12 protein-coding genes are annotated in these 19,475 nt (G+C 41.8%); 4 read left to right on the forward strand and 8 right to left on the reverse strand.

What is annotated here, in order from left to right; translation table 11 throughout:
• Positions 1-56 precede the first annotated feature (56 nt).
• The 4 genes from QZ738_RS17355 to QZ738_RS17370 all read left to right on the forward strand — a co-directional run bounded on the left by QZ738_RS17355 (position 57) and on the right by QZ738_RS17370 (position 7,678).
• Positions 57-1,250, forward strand: coding sequence for a FecR family protein (locus QZ738_RS17355; RefSeq protein ID WP_293788994.1), 1,194 nt, complete (start codon positions 57-59; stop codon positions 1,248-1,250).
• A gap of 137 nt (positions 1,251-1,387) precedes the next feature.
• Complete coding sequence (locus QZ738_RS17360) at positions 1,388-4,831, forward strand: TonB-dependent receptor (protein ID WP_293788995.1); 3,444 nt, start codon at positions 1,388-1,390, stop codon at positions 4,829-4,831.
• A gap of 10 nt (positions 4,832-4,841) precedes the next feature.
• On the forward strand, positions 4,842-6,386 hold the full coding sequence (locus QZ738_RS17365; RefSeq protein ID WP_293788996.1) for a RagB/SusD family nutrient uptake outer membrane protein: 1,545 nt from the start codon (positions 4,842-4,844) through the stop codon (positions 6,384-6,386).
• Positions 6,387-6,442: 56 nt separating this feature from the next.
• Positions 6,443-7,678, forward strand: coding sequence for a M14 family metallopeptidase (locus QZ738_RS17370; protein WP_293788997.1), 1,236 nt, complete (start codon positions 6,443-6,445; stop codon positions 7,676-7,678).
• Positions 7,679-7,726: 48 nt separating this feature from the next.
• Here the strand turns inward: QZ738_RS17370 and QZ738_RS17375 are convergent, their stop codons facing one another.
• From QZ738_RS17375 to QZ738_RS17410, 8 genes are all read right to left on the reverse strand, one after another.
• On the reverse strand, positions 7,727-8,566 hold the full coding sequence (locus QZ738_RS17375) for a cyanophycinase (protein ID WP_293788998.1): 840 nt from the start codon (positions 8,564-8,566) through the stop codon (positions 7,727-7,729).
• Entirely contained in the window at positions 8,566-9,591 is a 1,026-nt protein-coding gene (locus QZ738_RS17380) for an isoaspartyl peptidase/L-asparaginase family protein (protein ID WP_293788999.1), read from the reverse strand. Before QZ738_RS17380 ends, QZ738_RS17375 begins: the two co-directional genes overlap by 1 nt.
• A gap of 6 nt (positions 9,592-9,597) precedes the next feature.
• Positions 9,598-10,686, reverse strand: a complete 1,089-nt coding sequence (locus QZ738_RS17385) for a cyanophycinase (RefSeq protein WP_293789000.1) — start codon at positions 10,684-10,686, stop codon at positions 9,598-9,600.
• Positions 10,687-10,741: 55 nt separating this feature from the next.
• On the reverse strand, positions 10,742-12,130 hold the full coding sequence (locus QZ738_RS17390) for a RagB/SusD family nutrient uptake outer membrane protein (protein WP_293789001.1): 1,389 nt from the start codon (positions 12,128-12,130) through the stop codon (positions 10,742-10,744).
• A gap of 10 nt (positions 12,131-12,140) precedes the next feature.
• Complete coding sequence (locus QZ738_RS17395; RefSeq protein WP_293789002.1) at positions 12,141-15,539, reverse strand: SusC/RagA family TonB-linked outer membrane protein; 3,399 nt, start codon at positions 15,537-15,539, stop codon at positions 12,141-12,143.
• A 76-nt stretch (positions 15,540-15,615) separates the two neighbouring features.
• Positions 15,616-16,794 carry a FecR family protein gene (locus tag QZ738_RS17400; RefSeq protein ID WP_293789003.1) on the reverse strand — a complete coding sequence of 393 codons (1,179 nt, stop codon included), beginning with the start codon at positions 16,792-16,794 and terminating at the stop codon, positions 15,616-15,618.
• 95 nt (positions 16,795-16,889) lie between these two features.
• Positions 16,890-17,474 carry a sigma-70 family RNA polymerase sigma factor gene (locus QZ738_RS17405; RefSeq protein ID WP_293789004.1) on the reverse strand — a complete coding sequence of 195 codons (585 nt, stop codon included), beginning with the start codon at positions 17,472-17,474 and terminating at the stop codon, positions 16,890-16,892.
• 112 nt (positions 17,475-17,586) lie between these two features.
• Positions 17,587-19,368: a glycoside hydrolase family 2 protein gene (locus tag QZ738_RS17410; RefSeq protein ID WP_293789005.1), complete on the reverse strand. Its 1,782-nt coding sequence runs from the start codon at positions 19,366-19,368 to the stop codon at positions 17,587-17,589.
• Positions 19,369-19,475 lie beyond the last annotated feature (107 nt).

Below are 19,475 nucleotides of genomic sequence, written 5' to 3' on the forward strand. Positions count from 1 at the left end.
CGGTCCTTTGGCTCCTGCCGGTAGTCTATCTTTTTAACCAAACTTGCCAAAACATCATGCCCGAAAATATTGACCAAAGAATTAACGAACTGCTTATACAATATGTAGACAAGCGCATTTCTGAAGCTGATTTCAAAGAATTGTTCGAATACCTCAGCCAAACAGAAAACAGGCACATTTTTGATGATTTTATGAAAAAATCGGAAAAAGAAACCCTACCGGATATTACGGCCAACCATGTAGACTGGGACCATATGTACCAACAGATAGTAGAAAACGGGCAGGAAAAACCGAAGTTCGGTTTAATCATCAATATCGGCAAAAAACTGACCATTGCAGCATCCCTGGTGATGATGGTTTATCTTGGGTATCAATTATATTATCAACCTAAAGTTATCCATACTGTGACAGCCGTTCCTAAACAGGATCTTGAGCCTGGAAAGAATAAAGCAATTTTAACTCTTGCGGATGGTTCCAAAATTATACTGGACGATAAACACAACGGAATGTTGACCAAACAGGGTGTAGTAGATATCAGTAAAAGCGACCAGGGAACGGTAGTGTATTCGGCAAAAAAAACTGCTCCATCAGAAAAAATTTACATCAATACCCTAAGTACACCAAGAGGTGGTCATTTTAAGCTGATGCTGCCCGATAAAACAACAGTATGGCTCAATGCAGAATCGTCTATTACTTTCCCTTCTGCATTTACCGGGAATGAGCGGAAGGTAAAAGTAACTGGAGAAACCTATTTTGAAGTTTCAAAAAACCGCAACAAACCTTTCCTGGTAGAAAGCGGGGAAGCCCAGGTAGAAGTTTTGGGTACCCATTTCAACGTAAACGTATATCCAAATGAAGAAAACTCAGCAGTTACGCTTTTAGAGGGTTCGGTAAAACTAAACAGGCAGGCGCATTCAAAAAAAATCTTACCGGGGCAGCAGGCCATTTTTAACCGGAACAGCGATCGAATTGACGTTCGGTATGTGGATGTAGATAATGTTGTAGACTGGAAAAACGGATTGTTCATTTTCGAGGATGCCACTGTACCCGAAGTAATGCGCCAGATTGAGAGGTGGTACGATGTAGATGTAAAGTACATCGGACAAATACCGGGTATTAAATTTAACGGAGCATTAAGCCGCAGCAATAACGTGTCTAAGTTACTTAAACTTCTACGGGCTGCCGGAAATATCGAATTCCATATCCATAATAAAACAATAGAGGTAAAACAAATTAGTAAGACACCATGAAATAGATAAATCGGAAATACCCATAGCGAAAAAAATCCTCCCGGTGGCCGCCGGGAAGATTTCACTAAAGCTGCAGGCAGCAGTTTTGGGCTATAATAATTATCAACAGATCTATAAACCTAAAACCAAACAAACTTATGAAAGATTGTCTACAATCTGAAACGGGCACTGTTATGCCCAAAACCACCAAACTACAGAAGAGAAGAAGTTATGCGTTTAAAGCTTTTTTGATCATGAAATTTACAGCAATCATCGTCTTTTGCCTCTCCATGCAACTGAGTGCCAATACCATGGCACAGAAAGTAAGCTTATCGGTAAAAGATGCCAGTCTTAAAACGATTTTTAAAGAGGTTCGGAAACAAACAGGCTACTATTTTATCTATAGCAACGAGGCCTTATCTCAATCCATACCGGTATCTGTTCAGGCTAAGAACCTGGAACTGGACAAACTTCTGGCTATCATTTTTGATCGCCAGCCACTAAGTTATGCTATTGAAGAACAAACCATTATCGTCAATATCAAAACCCCGGTTCCTGCCATGAGGGTGGACCGGATCATCACCGGTATCGTTACCGGACAGGATGATAACCAGACCTTACCTGGGGTATCGGTAAAAGTAAAAGGAAAAAACGGGGGCGTCATCACCAATATGGATGGAAAGTATACCATTAACCTTCCCGAAGGTGAAAATACGCTCGTATTTTCATACCTGGGTTATACTACAAAAGAGGTCATCGTAGGCTCATCAAATACACTCAATGTTAAGCTCGCCGTAGAAAACAAGCAGCTGGAAGAAGTGGTTGTTCAAGCCTATGGAACCGTGCGTAAGAGTGCGCTGACCAATTCGGTTTCCACCATTAGTGCAAAAGAAATTGAATCCAGGCCCATATCAAATTTGGGTGTCGCATTGGTAGGTGCTGCACCTGGCTTGCAAACCACTACAGGAAGCGGGCAACCTGGTGCCGGGCCGGCCGTAAGGATCAGAGGATTTGGCACCATTAACGGTGGTTCTGATCCTTTGTACGTGGTAGATGGTGCACCTTATGAAGGCGCGCTGAACAACCTCAATCCCGATGATGTGGAAAGCATTTCCGTGTTGAAAGATGCTTCGGCCTCTGCCTTATATGGTTCGCGGGCAGCAAATGGTGTCATTCTGATCACCACAAAAAGAGGAAAAGACAGTCCGGCTACACTGACCTTAAAAACTACCCAGGGATTAAATTCACGCGGGCTGAGCGATTACGAAAAAGTAGATGCCTTTCAGTATTACCCGCTTTTATGGGAATCGATGAGAAACAGCCTGGTAACCGGCGGAGCAACTTTAGATGCGGCCAACACACAGGCATCCAATAATATTTCGGGGGCTCTGGTTTCGAACCCGTTTAATGTACCAGACAACCAGATTGTACTGACTGACGGAAGAATTAATCCTTCAGCCAGCCTGCTTTATCCTGAAGACCTGGACTGGCGCGATGCGCTACGCCGCACCGGTTTAAGAAGTGAATATAATCTGAACTACAGAGGTGGCAGCAATAAAAGTGATTTTTTTGCTTCTTTCAATTATTTGAAGGATGAAGGTTATTCTGTTTTAACTGACTTTAATCGATATAGTGGCCGGGTAAACGTGAACTCTCAGATTAAAAAATGGATCAAAACCGGGATGAATGTTTCAGGATCTGTTCAGAAAACAAAAGTAGGTAACGAAGATAGCGGAATCTGGGAAAATCCATTTTACACCGACCTGATCTTTGGTCCTATCTATGCGGTACATAAACACAATCCTGACGGAAGTTATGTCATGGATGCATCCGGCAATAAAGTTTATGACGAAGGTTATACACGACCTATAGCGCCAGGTAGAAACGTGATAGCAGAAACGGAATACAATGATAATTTCACCGAACGCAATTTTTTAAGCGGCAGAACTTATGCAGAGATTTCTTTTCTGAAAAACTTTAAATTCACAACGAACATCAGCCTGGATTTAAACAATTATAAATTCAATGTTTTTGATAGTCCGAAGATTGGAGACGGGCTTAGCTCAAACGGACGGAGCAACCGGACCAACACCACAACCCGTACCATTAACATTAACCAGTTGTTAAATTATAACAAGACCATTGGCAGACATAATATCGACGTGCTGGCCGGACATGAATCTTACCAGCGTCGTTACGATTACAATTTCGGCAGTGCAGCCGGACAAATTGTAAGCGGCTCAACGGAGTTGAGAAATTTTGCTAATATACTTTCACTAACTTCTTATCAGGATAATTACCGCATTGAGTCTTATTTCGGCCGGATGCAGTATGATTTTGACGGACGATATTTCTTGTCTGCTTCTTATCGTACGGATGGATCTTCTAAATTTGCACCTGATTACCGCTGGGGCAACTTCTGGTCTGTGGGCGCTGGCTGGCAAATCAATAAGGAAAAGTTTTTTAAAGTGGGATGGGTAGACAACCTGAAAATCCGCGGATCTTATGGCCAGGTAGGTTCTGATGACCTGGGCAGTTATTATCTTTATCAGACCTTTTATGATACCGGATATAAAAATGGAAATGAGGCGGGGATAAAACAATCGCTGGCATTGGGAAATGAAAAAATTCAATGGGAATCTAACGACAATATGGATGTTGCCCTTGAATTTGGTGTATTGAAAAATAGGATTTCAGGAAGCGTTGAATATTTTAACCGCTATACGGATAATCTGTTATTTAATGTCCCATTGGCTTTATCATCCGGATTAACGACTCAAAATCAGAATTTTGGCAGTTTGTACAATCGCGGAATTGAAATCCAGCTGGATGGTATACCGGTAAAAACCAAAAATTTCAGATGGAATATCGGCATCAACTGGACCAAAATCAATAATAAAATCTCTAAACTGCCATTCGATGAATTTATCGACGGAACCAAAAAATATATGGTGGGTCAGTCCCGTTACGATTACTGGCTAAGGGATTATTATGGTGTTGATCCGGATACGGGATCAGAACTATATGTTGCGGGGCCGGCCGCTACCTCAACGAAAACTTTGGCCGACGGAACCGTAGTAACCACCAGCGGAAGCGGTGCGCAGTACCATTATGCTGGTTCTGCCATTCCTGATTTTTATGGCAGTATCAACAATACCTTTACCTATAAAAATTTCTCTCTGGATTTCAGGTTTATCTACCAGGTGGGCGGTGTTTCGTTCGATAATGATTACCAATCGCTCATGTACAACGGAACTTACGGGCGGGCACTGCATGTTGACGCCCTGAATCGCTGGCAGAACCCGGGCGACATTACCAACGTTCCAAGGCGGGCCATCGGCGCAACCATGTATGATAGTGATAAATGGTTGGTTGATGCTTCTTACCTGTATTTACGCGCTGCCAACTTTAGCTATAACCTACCTAAAGCATTTACTAAAAAAATAGCCATCAATAATGCCAGAGTCTTCGTTACCGGAGAAAACCTTTTTATGAAATCATACCGCAAAGGTTTTGATCCTTCACAGGCTTTCAACGGAAATACAGGCTATACCTATGCCCCTACACGGATTATTTCTTTAGGTTTAAACGTAACGCTATAATATCATTGACATGAAAATTTTTAAACTCACATCGGTATTCATGCTGATTACGGCATTGCTTACCTCTTGCAAAAAAGACTTTTTAGAAACCTTCCCTACCGATCAGGTAGCGCAAACTACCGCCTTCGAATCTTTAGCCAATGCCAAACTGGCCGTTAATGGTATGTATAGGCTGATGTACCTGCAGATCTCGAATCAATCGCAGGATGCTCATGGGGCCATGATGCTGAATATGGACGCCATGGGAGAAGATTTTGTATGGTCGGGCAATACTTACAGTTATTTCAAACCCGCTTTACGGTGGGTAGATCACCGCAGTGCTGCAACGGGTTTAGCAGCTTTTCCGTATATTCTTTATTACCGCATTAACAGTAATGCCAACATGATTATCGAAAACATTGATAAAATTGACGGTTCTGCAAATGAAAAAGCAGCGGTTAAAGGCGAATGTCTGGCCGTACGGGCCTGGTGCCACTTTAACCTGGTTCAGCTTTATGGCAAACGCTACGAAGCAGGTAAACAGAATACACAGCCCGGCGTTCCAATAATCATCAACAATAGTGGAGTTGATCAGCCACGTTCCACTGTAGAAGATGTTTATAAGCAGATTAATGCCGATTTGGATCAGGCCATCTCCTTACTTTCTGCCGCCGTGGCCAGACCAGCCAAAACCCATGTTAACATCAATGTGGCCAAAGGATTTAAAGCACGTGTTGCGCTTACGATGCAGGATTGGGCTACCGCAGCCAGGATGGCTAAAGAAGCCCGTACGGGACTTAGCTTAATGAGTAATGCTGATTACCTGGGCGGATTTACGCAGATTGGCAATATAGAATGGATGTGGGGGGCAAACCAGCTTGTAGATCAGGTACCTACTTACGGGTCTTTTTATTCTTATGTTTCGGCCAATTTCAACTCCTCATGGAACAGGCTGGAACCCAAAATGATCAATTCCGTTTTATATGCTAAAATTTCCAGCACCGATATCCGCAAAAAACTGTGGTGGGACGGAACCACAGCAGAAAAAAGCAATTTTCCCGGCGCTATTGATGCCGCTACCAACGCACCGGCTTCGGGTGTAAAAGTAATTAAATATATGCACCGTAAATTTAAGGTGCAGGATGTGAACAGCCGGGCAGGCGACATTCCCTTTATGCGTGTGGCCGAAATGTACCTGATTGAAGCAGAGGCCCTGGCCAGAAGCGGACAGGATGCTGCTGCAGCAACAGCCCTTTATCCCTTAGCGGTGAACAGAAATCCATCTTATGTTTTATCAACAAAAACAGGCAATGATCTGATTGAAGAAATCATGATCCAAAGAAGGGTGGAATTGTGGGGTGAAGGTTTCCGCTTTTACGATCTGAAACGTACCGATAGTGAACTGAACCGGAACGGGATGGATAATCCCCGTGTAAGCAGCACGGTAACCTACACCGATATCGCCTTTACCTTATCAAAACCTAAGCCTTCTCAAAGTAATTTATGGGAATATAAAATTCCGCAAGACGAGATTGACGTGAATAAAGCGATAGGCCCTGAAGATCAGAACCCATAATTAACCTCCAGATAAGGGCTGCCCCCCTATGGGTAGCCCTTTATAAACGATGTATAATGAGTAAATTAACCAAACTGTTCATCATTCAGCTTGTCTTGCTGAATATACTGTTATCCTGCAAGTCGAGATCGATTCAGACTACCGGAACGACTTTACAAGAACAGGCACCTAAAGCGTCGATCCGTTTTCAGCAAAGAAAGGTTTTTCATTTTAACCAGGGTACTGTTGCCTTTAGTAATACTTTTGCCGGAGCAAGACTGAACCAGGTTACGCAGCTAAACGACAGCACTTTTAAACTCCTGATCGAACCCGAAAATACACCGGTTAATCCAAGTCCGTGGTATGCCTTTAAAATATGGTCGGCTCATAAACGTCGCTATATCCTGCAATTAACCTATGTCGGCACCAAACATCGTTATGATCCGAAGCTCCAATTGAACAATGGCGCGTGGAAAGATGTGCAGCCTATCGAAGTGAGCCAAGATGAAAATCTTGCCAGCTTTGGTTTGGAGGCAGGTGCCGATTCTTTGCTCATTGCGGCGCAGGAGCTGATGACTAGTCATGATGAATACCAGTGGGAAGACAGCCTGGCTAAACTGCCCTTTATCAAGCGTATGCAGATTGGTAAAAGCATATTGGGAAAACCTGTTAACGCTTTAAACATCACAGAAGGAAACGGGAAAAAGCTCATTGTGATTCTTAGCCGGCAACATCCTCCTGAGGTTACCGGTTACATGGCTATGCAGGAATTCATCAGAACTGTGAGCGGTTCATCTGCTCTCGCCCGGAGCTTTCGCAAAGCTTATGAGGTTGTACTTATTCCGATGATTAATCCGGATGGGGTTGATGAGGGAAACTGGCGTCATAATGTTGCCGGGGTTGATTTGAATAGAGATTGGGAAAATTTTATCCAACCTGAAACGAGAAGTGTCAGAAATTATATCTTAAAAAAAGTTGATCGGCAGCAGGCAAAAGTATACTTCGGGATCGATTTCCATTCGACTTATCACGACGTATTTTACACCAATGAAGATCAACCTTTGCAGCAAACCAACCGCCCCGGTTTTACCCTTAAATGGCTGAATGCCTTTAGTGAGTCTATACCTGGCTTTAAGCCGAATATCAAACCTTCACCAAATGGCGGAAATGTATCCAAAAGCTGGATGGGAAGAATTTTGAATGCTGAGGCATTAACTTACGAGGTAGGCGATGATACGCCAAGACCAACACTTAAAATGAAAGGCCGGGTGGCTGCAGAAAAAATGATGGAACTGCTCTTAGCTGAAGAATAATCGGTTTAATACAAAATGGCCGGTAGTGACCGGCCATTTTGTATTTATTTAGGGCTTAACGTTGATCACATCACCTGCAGTGAAGATTCCAAAATCGGCCTGTTTAAATTTTAGCAAACCCTTACCCGTTTTTGTAAGTGACTTTGGATTGGCTATACGAACGACCTGACTTTCACCTGCTACAGTGGCTTTATTGCCGTGAACGATGATTGCTGTGCTTTCATCAATACCTATGCAAACCAGATTGGGGTGCGCGGCCAGGGCAGAAATCAATCGGTTATAACGGTTACGTTTTAGAAAATGCTGATCAATGATGGTATTTTGCAACAAACCCATTCCTTCAGCAAATTCGATATTTTTATCCCATAATTTGTTAAACGTCTCTTTGTAAACAGTATCTAAAAGTTGTTTTCCGGTAATCATATACTTGCTCATTACCGCAGCACCAGCACTTGTTCCGGCAATAGTAGCTCCATTTTGATAAGCCTTATGAATAGCAGTGTAAACCGGGGTGTTCAGCACCGATTTCATAAAACGGTTCTGGTCGCCACCTAAAATGTAAATCAGTTTTGCACCTGACAGGGAATCGGTCCATTTTCGATCATTAACATCATGTTTGCTGAAATTAAAATTCCTGATTGCCCGGTTGTCAAGCTTCTTTAGCTGAGCGGAAAGGGTTCCGAAACCTACATCCGGCACTTCGCTGGCCATTGGTAGTACAATAATATAATCGTTGGCTTTAAGTGAAGCGGTGTTCAACATTTCTTTCATTAAAGCATCTGAGCGTTCGCCGCCACCTATGATAAACAGCTTACCTGTAGGCTTTCTTTGCGCAACCGCCATTAGTGAAAAACTGGCCAGACATACCAGCAAAAATAGTTTTTTCATTATTTGTAAATGTTTACTTCGATTTTCCCATCCGCAGTGATGGTGCCTCTGTACATGCCTTCGGTGTTAAATGGCATCGCCACATTTCCTTTTTTATCTAAAGCGATCAAACCGCCGTCGCCCCCCATTTTACCAACCTTATCCAGTACAATTTTCGACGCTTCCGCTACCGAAATACCTTTGTATTCCATTAAATCTGAAATGGTTTTGGCTACCACATTGCGGATATAAAACTCGCCCCAACCGGTACACGAAATGCCCGCAGTTTCGTTGTTACAGTAGGTTCCTGCGCCAATAATCGGCGAATCGCCTACCCTGCCATATTTTTTATTGGTCATACCTCCTGTTGATGTTCCTGCGGCCAGGTTGCCAGCTTGATCCAAAGCTACACAGCCCACAGTACCGAATTTATAATCGTGGTTTTTGATACCAAGCAAGCCTGATTTTTTACTGCCATGATCTAAAACTGCTTTAGTAGAATCTGCTTTAATGGCTTCCTGCAAACCATCCCAACGTTCCTTTGTCCAGAAATACTTAGGATCTACGATTTCAAGTCCCGCCTCTTTCGCAAAGAGATCGGCTCCCGACCCCACCATCATCACATGTTCCGATTTTTCCATGACTGCTCTTGCAGCTGAAATGGGATTTTTAACAGTGGTAACACCTGCAACGGCACCAGCCATCAGGGTTTTTCCGTCCATTATGGCGGCATCCAGTTCATTTCTGCCATCGTGGGTAAAAACAGCGCCCTTACCTGCATTAAAATGCGGATCGTTTTCTAAAACATGGATGGTTGCCTCAACCGCGTCGAGACTTGATTTACCCGCTTTAATTTCGGCATAACCGGCCTGCAAAGCCTTTGTTAAAGCGGCTACATAAGCAGCCTCCTTATCCGGTGTCATGTTTTTCTTCAAAATGGTACCTGCACCACCATGAATCACCATTACATATTTTTTCTGTTGTGCATTCACATTCAATGCCCAAATAGTGCATAATAATACCGTTAATAACTTTAATGCTCTCATTTTATTCTATTGATCTTTTTTATTTAAAACTCCGTTATCTATCCACCATGAGTACCATTTGCCGCCACTGGCTTCACTTGCTTTAAAGGTAGCAACATTAAAACTACCGCTACCGTGAACCGAGGCAGCAATTTCGTAAACAGAAACCGCTTTTCCGTTATTGTTCCAAATTACTTTTTGATTTGCCTCAAACTGCTCTGGTTGTTTGGTGGCATCAGGATTAATGAAATAAGCATAACTATAGGCTCTGGTGGCTGAATAATCACCAAGAACCTGTGCTTTTCCGTCTTTATCAATGCAAACAGCAGTACGCTCATCTACAGCAATACATTTAGCCTGAACTGAAAAATCCTTATTGATCCTCCCTAAAAATACCAAAGATCTTCCTTCGCGATCGCGGGTGAGATAATGCTGGTCGGTAATTACATTTTGCAGATAGGGTGCTTTTAGAAAATCATTATTGTACAAGGTAACATTTGTATGGTATGGATTTGCCAATGCCTGCGCGGAGGTTAAGCCACCGGTTTCGCCGCTGTAATAAAAACCACCCAAAATGGCACAACCTGCGCTGGTACCACCAACTGGTGCTTTTTTATCGTTTAACAGATAATTTAAGGCCTGTTCGGTTTTGGTGCCTTTCCAGTATTTCATGTAATCAGACTGGTCGCCGCCGGCAATGAAGACCATTTCCGCATTGCGGATAATATAGGCAACACCATCGTCATTGGCCAGTTCCCTGGAGTTGATCAGGAGGGTTTCGACAGAATTAACGGTGCCCAGTGCATTTACAAAAGCATTGTAGGCATCCGTTCCGCTTGCACGCAGAATCACGACATCTCCACCTCCGCTTCTGGCCATCATCCATCTAAAAGCGGCTTCCACATCAGTACCTCCTCCCATTAAAACCATACCGCCGTTAACAGGTTTCACCACATTAGCCGTATCACCTATAATTCCAATAGAACCAGGTCTTTTGGATGATGGTGTTTCTTTCCCTGAAGGTTTTGTTGGTGTAACGGATGTGCCATCCGATTTACCACATCCTACTGTTGAGATGCAAAAAACCATGAATAGCGCAAGTAATGATTGTTTCATAGTAATAATTAAAAATGTTGAGGGAGATGCAAATCATCTCCCCGACATTAACAACCTAATATTTAGGATTTTGAACAATATTTTTATTTACCGATATTTCTGTCGCAGGGATTGGCAAGGCATATTGTGCCTGGGTTGGAGACAATGTGAGTGCGCTTTGTGTTCCAGCTACATCTGCTGCTGTTCTTTCAATTACCATATTTCTACGCCTTAAATCAAAGAAACGATGACCCTCAAATGCCAGCTCTTTGTATCTTTCGTCATAAACTGCACTAATTAATGCCGCTTTATCCGCAAAGGATGCATTAACATAATTGTTAATTCTTGCGGCACGCAAAGTATTAATATCACCCGCAGCATCTCCTGTTGTTTCTGCCCTGGCTTCGGCTCTGATCAGATACATTTCGCCGGTTCTAAATTGTTTTACATCTGCCAAACCAGGGGTAGAAGAAGTTCCTCCAATATATTTATTAACCAGATATTTAGATTTTGTTCCTGTACGCGAATTGTCAAATTTAATATAAGGTATAAATCTGATGTCATTTGCCTGATCAAATGTTGCAATTAATTTAAATGAAGGCGCATATAAAACATAGCTCCCTGATTGCCTAAAAAAGAAATCCCCGGTTCTTGAATCGCCGGTTACCCGTTTCAATTTCCAAATCACTTCAGCATCGTTGGCATCCGTCCAGATACCAGGGAATTGTGCTTTTGTGGCCAATGGAACCGCATTTATCACTTCCGTTGAGTAGGCAATGGCATCTGTCCAATTCTTTTCATACAATGCAACACGCGCTTGAATAGCCGAAACTGCGGTTTTGGTAATTCTCGTTTTATCAGTAAAGCTTGATGGAATCAATGATTTAGCTGCAATCAGATCTGCTTTGGCTTTTGCAATTACTGCCTCAAAAGTTTCTCTTGCCGGATAAATGATGGCTGACCGCTGCATATAGGTTACGCCCAATGCACCTGTTTGATAAGAAGATGCGTATGCCCTTAATAATTCGAAATGCAAATATGCACGTAAAGCCAGCAGCTCACCTTTGTACCGATCGGCCAAAGTAGCATCTGCCCCAGTAAAAGTTAACTTATCCATGGCTTCTAAAACGCGGTTTACCCGATCAATGGCAGTATAATTTGTGTAATAAAGCCCGGTAACGGAACCATTTGAACCATTATAAAGCCATCGAAACGCATCGCTATTACCTACCGTATTTTCCTGAGGATAAATCGCTTCGTCCGAAACAATGGAGCTGTAACTTAAAGTAGAATAATCAATTGGCGCATAGGCACCGATTACACCCAAATTAATATCGTTAATATTTCTGAATGCCTGTTCTGGCAAAATTAAATCGGTTGGCTTAAAATCCAGCTTGGTACAAGATGTTGCCAATAATACAACTGCCAATAAAACAGTGCATTTTGTATATATTTTGTTAATCATAACTTGTTTATTAAAAGTTAACATTAATTCCTGCAGTATATGTTCTGGTGTTAGGATATTGAAAACGCCCGAAAACATCATTGTTCTCTGGATCTAAGCCCCGCCAGCTGGTCCAGGTAAAAAGATTCTGTCCCTGAACAAATACTTTAACTCCTTTAATGACCTTGGTTTTTTCAAGTATGGATTTTGGCAAAGTATATCCAATGGTTACGTTTCTCAATCTTAGGAATGAAGCATCCTGAATATCTTTAGAAGTAAAATTTCTAGGGATATCAAACCTTTGAAGAATGGCATTATCCCCAGTATCTCCCGGGTTTTTCCACCGGTTATATAACATCCTAACCGATTGGTTACTGGTACGATAAGTTCTGTTTTCATTATAAAAATCCTCGTTGTTCCAACGCATTACATTGCTTACAAAAGAGAATAAAGCAGAAGCTGTAATACCTTTATAACTTAACGAGGTATTGAAACCACCGGTAAAGGTTGGGTACATGCTGCCAGAATTAGTGGTACTTTGGGCATTTGCATTGTACAAAGTAGTAATACTGCCATCAAGATTGTAATACTGGGCTTCTCCGGTTTGTGGATTTACACCTGCCCAATCTGGTGCAAAATAAGTTCCATATGGCAATCCCACTTTGATAATCCTCGAATCTCCATCTGGAAAATTATCAGTTACATCGCTTACACGTAAGATCATATTTTTATTATAACCTGCGTTGGCGCCCAAAGTCCACGTAAAATCTGTGGTTTTAATTACATCTCCGCTGATATCAAACTCGATACCCCTATTTCTCATTTTACCTGAACTTAGCGGCAGGGTTGCATAACCGGCAACGGCAGAAGGCGGCTGGTTGATAAACATATTGGTGGTGATTTTATTATAAAAATCGGCACTTAAACGCAATCTGTTGGGTTTAAATAATCCCAGATCGAAACCGGCATTAAATGTACTTACATATTCCCAGTCGTAATCGATATTACCAGCTGCTGTTGCACGGATTCCGATATTACCACCATAGCTCGTATTGCCGTAAGCTTCCTGGTAATCGAAATTACCACCGAACGAGCTTGCTGCAGTGCCGTAACTCGCCCTAAAGCTCAAGTCTGAAATAAGGGCTACGCTTTTAAGAAACTCTTCTTGCTTCGCATTCCAGTTGGCTCCTACCGAATAGAAACCATGCCACCTGTTTTTTGATACTACAGTGGTAGAACCATCATAACGGTAACTTGCATTCAAAGTATATTTACGATCGTACGTATAACGGCCAATGCCCATAAACGAAGCCATGGCATTCCGTGTTTTGCCACCAGAAAGTGAAGGCAGAAAAACAGTACTTACTGTTATACCGGCAGGTGTTTCGGGCAAACGATCATCTATACCAAATCCCCTGTAACCAAAAGATTTATAATCGTTATAAATATATTCGTATAATGCAGAAAATTCTACATCGTGTTTACCATCAAATGTTTTGGCAAAAGTCAGGCCACTGGTAGATACAATACCAAAATTTCTTCGGCTAATCTCATCTAAGCGACCTTTTCCGCCTAATGTATTGGCAACAGATCTTGATCCATAATAAGAATTTGGATTAACATAGTTTTCGTCAGAAGAATTTCTATAATCAATGCCAAACCTGGTTGTTGCCTTTAGTGATGGAAAAATCTGATAAGCAAATGAACCGCCCACTATAGCTTTAAACTGATCAGTTTTATTGCTGGAATTCAGTAAACGCTCCAGCGCTAGAGTACCTTCGCGCTGATCTAAAATGTTGTATTTTGCCTGTGAGCTAATGCCTGGATGCACTAAAGTACCGTCAGAGGCATAGGGTTTTTCGTAAGGAAGTGCATAATACACTGCAGACATTGGTGTGCCGGCCGTAGTAGCACCTTCCCCATCAATAAAAGTTGATTGAGAATAACCTAGAGAAACGTTAACACTTCCACTAAATTTATCATCATTGAAATCTAAATTACTTCTGAGCGCATAACGGTTAAGGCCTGTATTTACGGCAACTCCTTCCTGGCTGTAATAATTTAATGAATTGTAGAAACGTAATTTATCATTACCCCCGCTGATGCTTACCTGCTGTTCCTGAAATTTACCTCTTCTAAAAAATATATCTCTCCAATCGGTATTGATCTGCCTTAAACTGTCCAAAATAAAATCAGCGCGAGCTCTTGAGCTTGCGGTACCTGCCGCGTAAGATGGATTTTTCGGAGAATACGTCCACCCCGGACCAATATTAACTCCTGTTAAACCTATTTCCTCTTCAAATTGCAAACGCTCATTGGTGTTCATCATCACAAAATTTGGTCTGCTCAAATTTGAAAAACCATATTGAGAATTATAACTTACGGAAACATGGCCGGCCTTACCCTTTTTAGTAGTGTATACAATTACACCATTGGCACCCCTGGATCCATACAGAGCTGTTGCCGATGCATCTTTTAATACCGTTGCCGATTCAATATCATCTGGATTGATGGTTTGAAAATAGCCGGCTTCAATCGGAACGCCGTCTAAAATAATAAGCGGACCTCTAACTCCATTGATGGTACCAATTCCCCTAATGACCACTGATGCACTTGTACCTGGCTGACCTGAAGTTGAAATCACACTCATACCTGGAACACGACCCTGTAAAATCTGATCTAATGTTAGACCAGGAACCTGATTAATTTTATCGGCAGTAACCAGAGAACTTGCTGCCGCTGATTGCGATTTTTTATAACTGGTGTAACCCGTTATCACCACATCGCTCAAAGTCCCTGCTGATAAACTTAGTTTAAGTGTACCCAACTGGCTTTTGGCAGCCACTTCCCTATCTGTATAACCAACGTATGAGATAACCAGTATCGCATTCTCATCTACGTTTCTAATAATAAAATTTCCATCGCTATCGGTAACTGAAGCAGCCAATTGTCCCTTAACCTTTACAGAAGCGCCTGGCATAGGATTGCCTTGTTCATCAACAATTTTTCCGCTCACATCAATAGCCTTAGTGTTATTGTTTCTGGCAAGGGGCATAATTAAAATGGTATTTTCTTTAATTTCCCAGCTGAAAGGCTGCGATCTTAATACCTGTACAAGCACATCTTTGATTTCGGCATTTTTAACATCAACGGTTACAGGTTTTGCACTTTTTTCGATCAAATCTGCATCATACAGAAAAAAATAACCACTTTGCTTCTTAATTTCTTTTAAAACACGCACCAAAGGCACGTTTTTTTGATTTATACTAATGTTTTGGGAAAATGCTGATGCACTAACCTGTAAGCATAAAACTGTTATTAAAACAACAAAAAGTTTCATGGTTCTGATAACCGTCAGGTTAAAATAGTTTGTAAAAAACCCCACCGCCTTTAAGACATTGGGATGATTACCTTTTGTGTAGAAGTTCATACATTCAGTTTGGTTTAAATTTAAATTGATTAGTTTATTTGTGGGTTAATTGATAAATCTCTTCTGACATAGGCGGTTATTTTTCAGACAATACGGTTAGCTTCTTTCCTTCGGTTATCTCGAACCTAATGTTTCCGGTCTTTTCGAGCATTTTTAACACTTCAGAGAGTTTGGCCTTACGTGGAACCATACCATTGTATTTTTTATTGGGGACTGTATGATAATCGATATGAACATCGTACCACCTTTCCAATTGCTTCAGAATGCTTTGCAGGTCGGCATTATTAAACTGGAAAAGGCCGTTTTTCCATGCCGTCTCGTCATCTGTATCTACATCAGTGGCTAACCTGATGATACCTGAACCTGACACACCGGCAATAGCTTGCTCGCCCGGTTTTAAAATTTTTACCGATTGACCATTACTGATCCGAACACGTCCTTCTAGCAAAGTGGTTTTAATGGTATTGTTGTCTGAATAACTATTGATATTGAAATGCGTGCCCAACACTTCTACATCCTGCAGGTGACTTCTGACATGGAAAGGTTGTGCTTTGTTTTTAGCTACTTCGAAATAAGCCTCTCCGGTAAGTTCTACACTACGGTCGTTACCGTTAAATACTTCCGGATACTTTAAAGAAGATGCAGCATTTAACCAAACTTTGGTACCATCTGGTAAAATGACCTGGTATTGGCCACCCCTGGGCGTTTGAATGGTGTTATAGGAAATTCCTGATTTCGGTTTTAGATTGCTTTCATCCAAAACCGTATATACCAATTGCCCTTCTCTTGTTCTCGAGATTTTCAATCCGTCTTTATCGCTTATATTGGCTGCAGTATGTTCATCTAAAACAATTTTTGAACCGTCAGCGAGGGTTAAAACAGCTTTATTGGTACCTGGCAGAACATCCAGGGATTTTCGAGATACTAACTCAGTCTTAAGCGATGACCCGGTTTGATGAAGAAAGGCAAAGGTGATTCCTAAAACAATCAGCAACATAGCCGCCGCTGCTACGTATCGATATAACCGAATGGTTTTACGTTTTTGATCTATATGAATCTTTGCATTGATCGCTGAGAAATTGACTTCAGCCATTTTAGCTATTTCATCAGCATGGAGCTGATCAAGCATATCAGGATTTTTGTCTAAATATTGATAGTATTTTTCTACAAAAAGAATCTCATCTGCCGTAGCTGTACCGGATACATAACGCTGGATAATTTTTTGCAGCTCTTTTTGATGTTTGAAGGCGTTCATTTTTTCTGGTTTTAGATAGATGTACCAGAAAGCCAAAAATATCCCAAAAGAATTTTAAAATATTTTGAAGAAAACAAAAAATGAACTTAAACTTTTCAGAAAACTGAAGAGATAACAACCAAAACCAACAAAAAAAGTTGTGTGAGCCTCAAACGCAGGGCTTGCGTAGCGGTGGTTAACTGATTCTGAACAGTTTTTTGCGAGACATGGAGTTCAAAAGCAATTTTGGCCGTAGACAAACCTTCGAAATAATGCATTATAAATATATTACGCCGTTTTTCGGGCAGCGCTTTAATAAATAATTCCAGTAATGCAGCCACTTCTCTTTCCAGCAACATGCCATCTGCCTGTAATGGAGAAATTAATTCATTTTCGAAAGATTTCCCGAAAAAACTGCTTTTTGGACTCCTGGCAATATGTTTTAAAACCTGGAAACGGACTGCGGTATGCAAATAAGCTACCGGATTTTCCAAATCGAGTTCAGCTTTTCTGTTCCACAGGTCAGTAAAAATATTCTGAATGATATCCTGGCACTTTTCTCTTTCAGGCAGGCGTTTGTAGGCTGCATTATAGAGCTCAGCCCAATAAAGATTGTAAATTTTGCTAAAAGCGACCTCATCTCCTTGCTTCAATAAGTCAAAAAGGGAATCATCATGCGCACGATTTCTCTCGATATTCAAATGATTATTTGGGTTGCGAAACCAAACATAGTCATTTTTAAGGAATTATGTAAATGCCTGCAGACAACAATTGACAAAACACGGTGCACTTAAAAACAGTATTTTTAAATTATCATTTTTTTGTAGCTGTACGAAGGGTTCTGCCCGATTCGATAACAGCCTGATTAATTTCTTTTACACGTTTGATATCCATTTTTTCCACTTCGCGATCATAGGTCAGTAAACCGTTTATTTCATGTTCAACGTCGGTGGTTTGGGTGTAAACCGCTGTACTCAGACCTTTATAAAGCATCAACTGCTCCACCTGCTGCATCAGCAGTACGTAACGGTCAGTAAGTGCATTAATAGTTGGTTCGTATCCGTATGCATTATTTTCAACAGGCCACATATGCCGCCTGACAAAGAGACCGATACCGCCGTATTCGCCCAATGAGGCGGCTCGCTTTTCGTCTGGTTGCGATGCCCCGTTCGGACCAATGTAAATATGCGTGTCTACAAAATCACCATTTCCAGGGTCGCCCAGGGCTTTCTGATAACCGGGATTATTGTTAAACCCGGAATTGCCATTAACCAATCTGGATGGATCGTATTTTTTTACCCAGGCGGTAATTTCCTTAATATCAAATGCACCCCAGTTTTCGTTGAAGGGCACCCAACTGATAATTGATGGTGAGTTGTAGAGGTCATCCATTACCGCTTTAAGCTCTTTTCTAAAAACGCTTCGGTTTTTCAATGTATCCTCATTTTGGTACCACATGGCGGGCATATCCTGCCAAACCAATATCCCCATTTTATCGGCTAAATAGTAGAACCTTTTTGGTTCGGTTTTCATGTGCTTTCTGATAAGGTTAAAACCTGCATTCTTGGTAAACTCAAGATCGGATTTTAGCGCCTCTTCAGTTGGTGCGGTTAAAATCCCGTCTGGCCAGTACCCCTGATCCAGTAAGCCGACCTGCATTTCGAATTTTCCATTCAGCAGCGGTCTTACCACACCATTTACTTTACCCAGCCTGATATCACGCATCCCAAAGTAACTCCTGATCTCGTCGGTTACCTTCCCGTTTTTGTCTTTAAGAACGATTTTTAAGTCGTATAAAAAAGGATCATTTGGCGACCACAACCTCGGTTGATTTATCGGGAGCATTAATTGACTACCCGCTGCCCCCTTTATCAGCGAAACAGCCTTGTTTCCCTCATATGCAGTAGCCTCGATCTGGCCACCAGCTGCTTTGGCCGAAAGAATAAGCCGCTTATTTTCTACATCGGGTGTGATGCGTATCTGTTCGATATAAGTATTGGCAACCGGCTCCAGCCATACACTCTGCCATATCCCTGAACTGAAGGTATAATCTCCTCGCGGACCGTTTTTCCCTGAAGGTGCTTTTCCATCATTGGGATCATAGGCTGCTACAATCAAGGTATTGGAACCCGTTTTTAAAAGCGTGGTAATATCAAAGCCAAAGGCATCATAAGCACCTGAATGGCGGCCGGCAAGTTTTCCGTTGACAAATATTGTGGCATCGTGATCCACCCCATCAAAATGTACAATTATTTTTTTCGCGTTCCAATCAGCAGGGATCTCAAAATCCCGTTTATACCACATATTGATTTCCTGCTTACGCTCAATTCCTGAAAGAAACGATTCAGGACAATAAGGCACCAGGATTTTTTCAGCCCTGTCAGGAAATTTTATTGCCTGCCTGGGCGCGAGGGCCGACGGGGCATTCTTTCCGCCTATATATTCCCAACTGCCGTTTAGGTTGAGCCAATCTTTGCGCTGGAGCTGTGGCCGTGGATAATCCGGGAAAGGCACTTTTGCCTGAGCAGCAGAAACCGTCCATTTGGTAGGAAGTTTAGCTTCCTGTGCCTGTAATGCTATTGAAAGCAGTAACATTAATGTTAAAAACAGGTAATGTCTAAAAGTGGATATAAAATTTCTCATCAAACATCTTGAAATATCAGGGACTTATTAGCGGATTATAGCTCACTATCGCAAAATAA

Origin of the sequence: uncultured Pedobacter sp., from assembly GCF_913776295.1 — a bacterium.
GTDB lineage: Bacteria > Bacteroidota > Bacteroidia > Sphingobacteriales > Sphingobacteriaceae > Pedobacter.

Excerpts from the sequence above, each read along its gene's own strand:
- QZ738_RS17400 (WP_293789003.1), bottom strand. The coding sequence starts at position 16,794 with ATGAACGCCTTCAAACATCAAAAAGAGCTGCAAAAAATTATCCAGCGT.
- QZ738_RS17365 (WP_293788996.1), top strand. The coding sequence starts at position 4,842 with ATGAAAATTTTTAAACTCACATCGGTATTCATGCTGATTACGGCATTG.
- QZ738_RS17370 (WP_293788997.1), top strand. The coding sequence starts at position 6,443 with ATGAGTAAATTAACCAAACTGTTCATCATTCAGCTTGTCTTGCTGAAT.
- QZ738_RS17395 (WP_293789002.1), bottom strand. The coding sequence starts at position 15,539 with ATGAACTTCTACACAAAAGGTAATCATCCCAATGTCTTAAAGGCGGTG.
- QZ738_RS17410 (WP_293789005.1), bottom strand. The coding sequence starts at position 19,368 with ATGTTACTGCTTTCAATAGCATTACAGGCACAGGAAGCTAAACTTCCT.
- QZ738_RS17385 (WP_293789000.1), bottom strand. The coding sequence starts at position 10,686 with ATGAAACAATCATTACTTGCGCTATTCATGGTTTTTTGCATCTCAACA.
- QZ738_RS17380 (WP_293788999.1), bottom strand. The coding sequence starts at position 9,591 with ATGAGAGCATTAAAGTTATTAACGGTATTATTATGCACTATTTGGGCA.
- QZ738_RS17360 (WP_293788995.1), top strand. The coding sequence starts at position 1,388 with ATGAAAGATTGTCTACAATCTGAAACGGGCACTGTTATGCCCAAAACC.
- QZ738_RS17355 (WP_293788994.1), top strand. The coding sequence starts at position 57 with ATGCCCGAAAATATTGACCAAAGAATTAACGAACTGCTTATACAATAT.
- QZ738_RS17375 (WP_293788998.1), bottom strand. The coding sequence starts at position 8,566 with ATGAAAAAACTATTTTTGCTGGTATGTCTGGCCAGTTTTTCACTAATG.
- QZ738_RS17390 (WP_293789001.1), bottom strand. The coding sequence starts at position 12,130 with ATGATTAACAAAATATATACAAAATGCACTGTTTTATTGGCAGTTGTA.